Annotated in this window: 3 protein-coding genes (1 of these 3 only partly in view); all 3 read left to right on the plus strand. The window is 61.4% G+C overall.

From position 1 onward, the window contains the following. The first annotated feature begins 85 nt into the window (after nucleotides 1-85). Entirely contained in the window at nucleotides 86-955 is an 870-nt protein-coding gene (locus tag GJA_RS06820) for an NAD(P)-dependent oxidoreductase (RefSeq protein ID WP_038490254.1), read from the plus strand. A 579-nt stretch (nucleotides 956-1534) separates the two neighbouring features. Beyond that, entirely contained in the window at nucleotides 1535-3145 is a 1611-nt protein-coding gene (locus tag GJA_RS06825; RefSeq protein ID WP_242404469.1) for a ShlB/FhaC/HecB family hemolysin secretion/activation protein, read from the plus strand. Between the two features lie 234 nt (nucleotides 3146-3379). Beyond that, nucleotides 3380-7633, plus strand: partial view of a two-partner secretion domain-containing protein gene (locus GJA_RS06830; RefSeq protein WP_038490260.1) — the 5' portion only. 24 nt of this gene lie beyond the right edge of the window; 4254 of the gene's 4278 nt are visible here — the first part of the coding sequence; the start codon lies at nucleotides 3380-3382; its stop codon lies off the right edge, out of view.

Raw genomic sequence — 7633 nt, forward strand, 5'->3', positions numbered from 1 at the left:
CCTTGGGCCGGAAAAGGTCTTGCTTCGCGCATAGTCAACTTGTGTGACAATCATTGGATTGATCATCCCTATCAGAGGACTTAGCATGGCAAAAGTGGCATTTATCGGTTTGGGCGTCATGGGCTTTCCCATGGCCGGGCATCTGGCGACGCAGGGGCACGAGGTGACCGTATTCAACCGCAATCCGGCCCGCGCCGAGGCTTGGCTGCAACAGTACCGGGGCCGTAGCGCGACCACGCCGGCCGCCGCTGCCGAGGGCGCCGAATTCGTGTTTACCTGCATCGGCAACGACAACGATTTGTTCCAGGTCATCCTGGAGCAGGGCGGCTTGTTGGACGGCATGAAGCCGGGCGCGGTCTTGATCGACCACACCACCGCCTCGGCCGACGCCGCGCGCAAGATCCATGAAGCGGCCGCGCAGCGCGGCATCCATTTCCTCGATGCGCCGGTATCCGGCGGCCAGGCGGGCGCCGAAAACGGCAAGCTGACGGTGATGGTCGGCGGCGATGCCGACGCGTTTGCCCGTGCGGAACCGGTGATCGGCGTCTTCGCCCGCGCCGTGACCTTGATGGGACCGGCCGGCGCCGGGCAATTGACCAAGATGGTCAACCAGATTTGCATCGCCGGCCTGGTGCAGGCGCTCAGCGAAGGCCTGGCTTTTGCCGAGAACGCCGGCCTGGATGCGGCGCTGGTGGTCGACGTGATTTCCAAGGGCGCCAGCCAGTCGTGGCAATTGGAAAATCGCGGCAAGACCATGATCGAGCGCAAGTTCGACTTTGGCTTCGCGGTGGACTGGATGCGCAAGGACCTGGGCATTTGCATCGCCGAAGCCAAGCGCAACGGCAGCCAATTGCCGGTCACCGAATTGACCGATCAGTTTTATAGCGAAGTGCAGCAGGCCGGCGGCGGCCGCTTCGACACTTCCAGTCTGATCACCCGCCTGGGCAAGAAATAAGCCAGGCAAGCAGTTATCTTCCCAACAAGCCGGAGGTTGATCTTCCGGCTTGCCTTTGCGATGCTGTTGCATCCGCGTCACACATTCCCGCCTGCCTGACAACGGTTTCCAAATTGCTTAATGGAAATTAAAACAGGAATATGGTTTCTCAAGAAACCATATTCAATTTTGCATGCATATTAATAAGAAATTGGTTTCACGTAATTTGGTTGTTATTTAAATAACTTCCCTACCGCAATGTTTTCAGTATCGCTGCGGGAGCTGTTTCTTTCTCGTCCTTGCTGTTGTTTTGATCGTCTTGGTGATTTTTTGTGATTTTTTTGAGACAAGAAATCCCTTAATGTCTGAATAGTTTCTTTTTTTTAAAACTGAGATGGGCCGTCAAGTCAGTTAAGGAATTTTTATTATAAAAAAGAAAGCAATAATGATATTATTGGCAATTTTTAAACTGTGAATCAGTGATCTTCTAAACAACCATTATTCTTGCGGCACGGCTGTGCCGGATGATCGAGAGGAATCGAGTTGGACGCTAAACTACTCCCATTGGCCCCACTGGCTTTAGTCTTTTTCAGTCATGGCGTGCATGCCGTAGATCCTCCCGGCGCCGGCAGCCAGATCCAGCAAATTCCGCAGGCGCCGCAATTGAAGAAGGCTGCACCCGAAATTCGCATCCAGCAAGGCAATACGCCGGTCGCCGCAGTGGGCGACAATACCCGGATCAGCGTCAAGAGCCTGCGTATCGCCGCGCCGCCGGGTTTTACCGAAGCCGAACTGATCGCCGCCAGCGGCTTTACGCCGGGCAGCGAATTGACGCTGGCCGAGCTGCGCGGCCTGGCTGGCAAGATCGCCGATTATTATCACGTGCGCGGCTACTTCCTGGCCCAGGCTTATTTGCCGGCGCAGGACATCCACGACGGCGCGGTGACCATCGCGGTGCTGGCCGGCCAGTACGGCAAGGTCAGCCTGCGCAACCAGAGCGGCCTGTCCGACGGCCTGGCCAATCAGCTGCTGGCCGGCCTGGACGATAAACTCATCGCCACCGGCCCGCTGGAACGGCGCTTGCTGCTGCTGTCCGATCTGCCGGGCGTGCAAGTATCGTCGACGCTGGCGCCGGGCGCCTCGCTGGGCGCATCCGACCTGATCGTCGACGTGGCGCCGGGCGCGCGTGTCAACGGCAGCATCGATGCCGATAACCAGGGCAACCGTTATACCGGCCGGAACCGTATCGGCGCGACCGTCAACATCAACGAACTGGCCGGCCTCGGCGACGTCGCCACGGTGCGCGCCTTTACTTCCACCGACGGCTTGAACTATGGCCGCGCCGCCTATCAATTGCAACTGGGCCTGGCCAAGCTGGGCGCCGCCTACACCAGCATGGATTACCGCCTCGGCAAGGAATTCGCGCTACTGGAAGCGAACGGCACGGCCAAGATCGCCAGCCTGTACGGCAGTTATCCGCTGATTCGTTCGCGCAATAACAGCCTGTATGCGCAAATTAATTACGATTCGAAGAAATTCCAGGACAAGACCGACGCCACCGGCAGCGTGACCGACAAGGACGCCAAGGTGTGGCTGCTGAACCTGAACGGCGATTCGCGCGACAACTGGGCCGGCGGCGGCATCAATAATTACTCGCTGACTTATACCAGCGGCAAGATCGATATCCGTAGTCCGCTGGCGTTGCTGATCGACCAGTTGACCGTCAATAGCAACGGCCACTTCAACAAGGTCGGCTTCAGCGCGGCGCGGCTGCAAGCGGTGGCCGAGAATACCACGCTGTTCGGCACGGTCAGCGGACAGTGGGCATCGAAGAACCTGGACGTATCGGAAAAAATGGGCCTGGGCGGCGTCGGCGGCGTGCGCGCCTATCCGGGCGGCGAGGCGTATGGCGACCAGGGGTATGTGCTGAACCTGGAACTGCGCCAAGCCTTGCCGGCGTTCACGGCGTTCCCGGGCCAGTTGCAGGCGGTCGCCTTTGTCGATAGCGGCCGGGTGACCCTGAACCGCGATGCCTTCGGCGACGGTGAAAACCGGCGCACGCTGAGCGGCGCCGGACTCGGCTTGACGTGGAATGGCAGCAATGGCCTGGCGCTGAAACTGTATTACGCGCACAAGCTGGGCAACGCCCAGGCGACCTCGGCGCCGGATTCGGCGGGCCGGGTCTGGTTGCAGGCAGTGAAGTATTTCTAAGAACCTATCCCAGTAGGGAGCGTCGCCGGATGGCTGCTCATCAGCAGAGTGGGCAAGGCGTGAGGAGGACGCATGGCGAGCCATGCTACGACGAACAACGCGGATCCACGCTGTTGAGGGGCTGTCAGCAGGCGATGTATTCTCTACTGGGATAGGTTCTAAGTAAAACAGGTTGAACATAAAAATAGTAGTCGCAGCGCCATACCAAAGCTCATCTACAGGGACAACAAGATCATGAACCGCATCTACCGCTCCATCTGGAACCAGTCCACCGGCGCGTATGCCGCCGTGTCCGAAAACGTCAGGAGCGCCGGCAAGCGCTCGTTGCCGGGTTGCACTGGCGGCGGCGCGCGGTTCGCGCTGACAACCCTGGCGGCGGCCATGATGCTGGGCTTCGGCTCGCTGGCGCTGGCCGGGCCGGGCGGCGGCACGGTGGTGGCGGGCGCGGCCAACATCGGCGGCACGCCCGGCAATACGGTGATCCGGCAGGGCAGCCAGCATGCGGTGATCAACTGGGCCACGTTTAATATCGGCCACGGCGAAGCGGTGACGTTTCAGCAGCCGAACAGCAATGCGGTGGCGCTGAACCGGGTGCTGGGCAGCGATGGTACTCGCATCCTGGGCAATCTGTCGGCCAACGGCAAGGTGTTTATCGTCAACCCGAACGGCATCCTGTTCGGCCAGGGCGCGGCGGTCAACACGGCCGGGCTGGTGGCCTCGACGCTGGATCTCAGCAATAGCGATTTCATGGCCGGCAACTACAAGTTCAGCGGCGCCGGTGCTGGCAAGGTCTTGAACCAGGGCAGCATCAGCGCGCCGGGCGGCTATATCGCCTTGCTGGGCGCGCATGTGTCGAACGAAGGAACGATCAGCGCGCGGCTCGGTTCGGTGGTCCTGGCGGCCGGCAAGGCAATCACGCTGGATGTGGCCGGCGATGGCTTGCTCAACGTGGCCGTCCACGAGGGCGCCGTCGGCGCGCTGGTCACTAACGGCGGCTTGATCCAGGCCGACGGCGGCAGCGTGCTGCTGAGCGCGCAGGCGGCCGGCGACTTGCTGAAAACCGTGGTCAACAATACCGGCGTGATCGAGGCGCACAGCATCGCCGCCCGCAACGGCACCATCAAATTGCTGGGCGACATGCAGTCGGGCACGGTGAACGCCGGCGGCACGCTGGACGCCAGCGCGCCCGATAGCGGTCATGGCGGCTTCATCGATACCTCGGCGGCGCACGTCAGGATAGCCGACACCTTGAAAGTGACGACGGCGGCCGCCAAAGGCCTGGCCGGCACCTGGCTGATCGATCCATCCGACTTTAATATCGCGGCGCGCGGCGGCGACATGAGCGGCGCCTTCCTGTCGAACAGCTTGAAAAGCGGCAATGTGCAAATCCAGAGCATTTCCGGCGCCGGCGGCACGCAAGGCAATATCAATGTCAACGATACGGTGGCCTGGTCGGCCAACAAGCTGACCTTGACGGCGCAAAACAATATCAACATCAATACGGCGATGCGCGGTTCCGGCAGCGCCAGCCTGGCGCTGGAGTATGGCCAGAGTTCGGCCGCCGGCACGGGCGCGGCCTACAACGTCAAGGCGGAAGTGGATCTGCCATCGGGCAATAATTTCAGCACCAGACAGGGCAGCAGTGGGGCGCTGGTTTCCTACAAGGTGATTAACAGCCTGGGGGCGCCCGGCAGTGTGACGAGCAACGATTTGCAAGGCATTAACGGCGGATTGAATGGCAATTATGTGTTGGGAAGCAATATCGACGCGACCGCCACCTCGGGCTGGAATGGCGTCGCCGGATTTTTGCCGCTCGGTTCCGACAGCGCCAACTTCACCGGCAAGTTCGACGGCCTGGGCCATGTGATCAATAACTTGAAAATCAACCGCAACGATGTCCACACCGGCTTGTTCGGCGTGATCGGCAGCGCCGGCTCGGTCAGCAACCTGGGCCTGGCCGGCGGCAATGTGGCGTCGGTGGCAGGCGGCGCTTATCTGGGACTGGGCATGCTGGCGGGCTTGAACCAGGGACTGGTCAGCAACAGCTATTCCAGCGGCTCGGTGACTGCCGGCTCCTATTCGGAGGGCGGCGGCCTGGTCGGCCAAAACCAGGGCATCATCAACAATAGCCATTCCAGCGCGACGCTGGTGCACAACGATTTCAGCAGCGTGGGCGGACTGGTCGGCCATAATCTGGCGTCGGCCCAGATTAACAATAGTTATGCCAGCGGTACGGTCACCACGGTCAACGGCTTCGCCGGCGGGCTGGTGGGCCTGAACCAGGGCGCCATCAGCAAGAGCTTTGCGACCGGCGCCGTATCGGCCGGCCAGTTCGGCGGCGGCCTGGTGGCGTTTAACCGCGATAATAACGACGGTACATTATATGGCTCCGTCGACCAGAGCTATGCCACCGGCAGCGTCAACGCCGGCATCAATGCCGGCGGCCTGGTGGGCTTCAACGGTTACAAGGCATCCATTTCGAATAGCTACAGCAGCAGCGTGGTCACCGGCAGCGGCGTTGCGGGCGGCATTGTCGGCCTGAATAACCAGGCCAGTATTTCAAATAGTTATGCGACCGGCAAGGTCAGCGGCAACAGCCAGGTCGGTGGCGTGGTCGGCTTTAATACCACCACCGGCACCGTCACCAATGTGTATGCCTCGGGTGTTGTCAGCGGTAACAGCAAGGTTGGCGGCGTGGCGGGAGAAAACAGCGGCAACTCCAGTGTGAGCAACGGTTATTACAATACGACGCTGAACGCCGCGCTGAACGGGATAGGCACCGGCACCGGCACCACCACCGGCCTGAGCAGCACACAGATGAAAAGCGCGTCCAATTTCGCCGGTTTTACTTTCACCACCAGCGGCGGCGCCACCGGCAATAACTGGGTGATGGTCAATAGCGACGGCACCTTCAATAGCGCCATCGGCCTTGGCGCGACGTTGCCGATGCTGAGCTCGGAATGGTCGACGACCATCACCTCGGCGCACCAGTTGCAATTGATGGGCTTGAACCTGAGCGCCCAGTACCTGCTGGCCAACGACATCAATGCGGCGCGCACGGCCAGCAGCACACTGGATGTGTGGAATGGCGGTACCTTCGTTCCTGTCGGCACCGGCAACTCGGCCAGCACCGCGACCCATTTCAACGGCGGCCTGGACGGCGCCTTCCATGTCATCACCGGCTTGACGATCAATCGTCCGGGCCAGGCTTACAACGGTTTGTTCGGCACGCTGGGCGTATCAAGCGTGGTCAAGAGCCTGGGCCTGGAGGGGGGCGGCATCACCGCCGGCGTGGATAGCGGCGTGCTCGCCGGCGACAGTTTTGGCGCGATCAGCAATGTCTACAGCACGGTGGCGGTCAGCGGCGGCCAACGGACCGGCGGCCTGGTCGGCGCGATACTGGGCGGCAGCGTCAGCGACAGTTACGCCTCCGGATCGGTGACGGGCAGCAATACCATCGTCGGCGGCCTGGCCGGCCGCAACGACGGCGCGATCATCAACAGTTACGCCAGCGGCGCCGTCAGCGGCACGGGCACTACCGGCGGCCTGGCCGGCGATGGTGCCGGTACGGTGAGCAACAGCTTTTGGGACAGAACCAGCACCGGCCAGAACACCAGCGGCGGCGGGCTCGGCGTCGGCTTGAGCACGGCCCAGATGAAAACCCTGGCCAACTTCAACAGCGCGACGATCGCCAACGGTTCCGCCAATCCGAACTGGGAACTGGCCACTAGCTGGGTGGTATATGACGGCAATAGCTATCCATTGTTGCGCGGCTTCATGAAACAATTGGCGGTCAAGATCGGCAGCGCCATCAAGACTTACGATGGCTTGGCCTACAATGGCGCAGGCGGCGCCGTGTATTCAAACCTGACCGACAGCGACTTGCAGGGTACGCTGGTGTTTGGCGGTGCCGCCGGCGGTGCGGTCAATGCCGGTAATTATGCGATCAGCGGCAGCGGCCTGTACTCCAACAGCGGCCAGCACGGTTATTCGATCACGTATATCGATGGTGCGCTGACCGTCAACAAGCTGGCAATTGCGCTCAACAATGCCGCGGCGGGCAACAAGACCTATGACGGCAGCACCGCTGCCATCGTCAGCGGCAACTTGAGCGGCGTGCTGGCTGGCGACATCGGCAACGTCACGTTCAGCGGCACCGGCAGCTATGCCGACAAGAATGCGGGTAATAACAAGGTCGTGACCGCCAACGCCACGCTGGGCGGCAGCGCCGGCGGCAATTACACGCTGGCGCCGATCAGCGGCTTGACCGGCAATATCGGCAAGGCGACCATCAGCGGCGTCGGCGGCATCACGGCCGGCAACAAGGTGTACGACGGCAGCCTTGCCGCCAGCCTGAATACGGCCGGCGCGTCGTTTACCGGCATGATCGCCGGCGACAACCTGACGGTGTCGGCCGCCAGCGGCAACTTCAGCGACAAGAACGCCGGCAACGGCAAGACCGTCAATATCAGCGGCATCGCGCTGGGC

The sequence above is a fragment of the Janthinobacterium agaricidamnosum NBRC 102515 = DSM 9628 genome, assembly GCF_000723165.1.
GTDB classification, from domain to species: domain Bacteria; phylum Pseudomonadota; class Gammaproteobacteria; order Burkholderiales; family Burkholderiaceae_D; genus Janthinobacterium; species Janthinobacterium agaricidamnosum.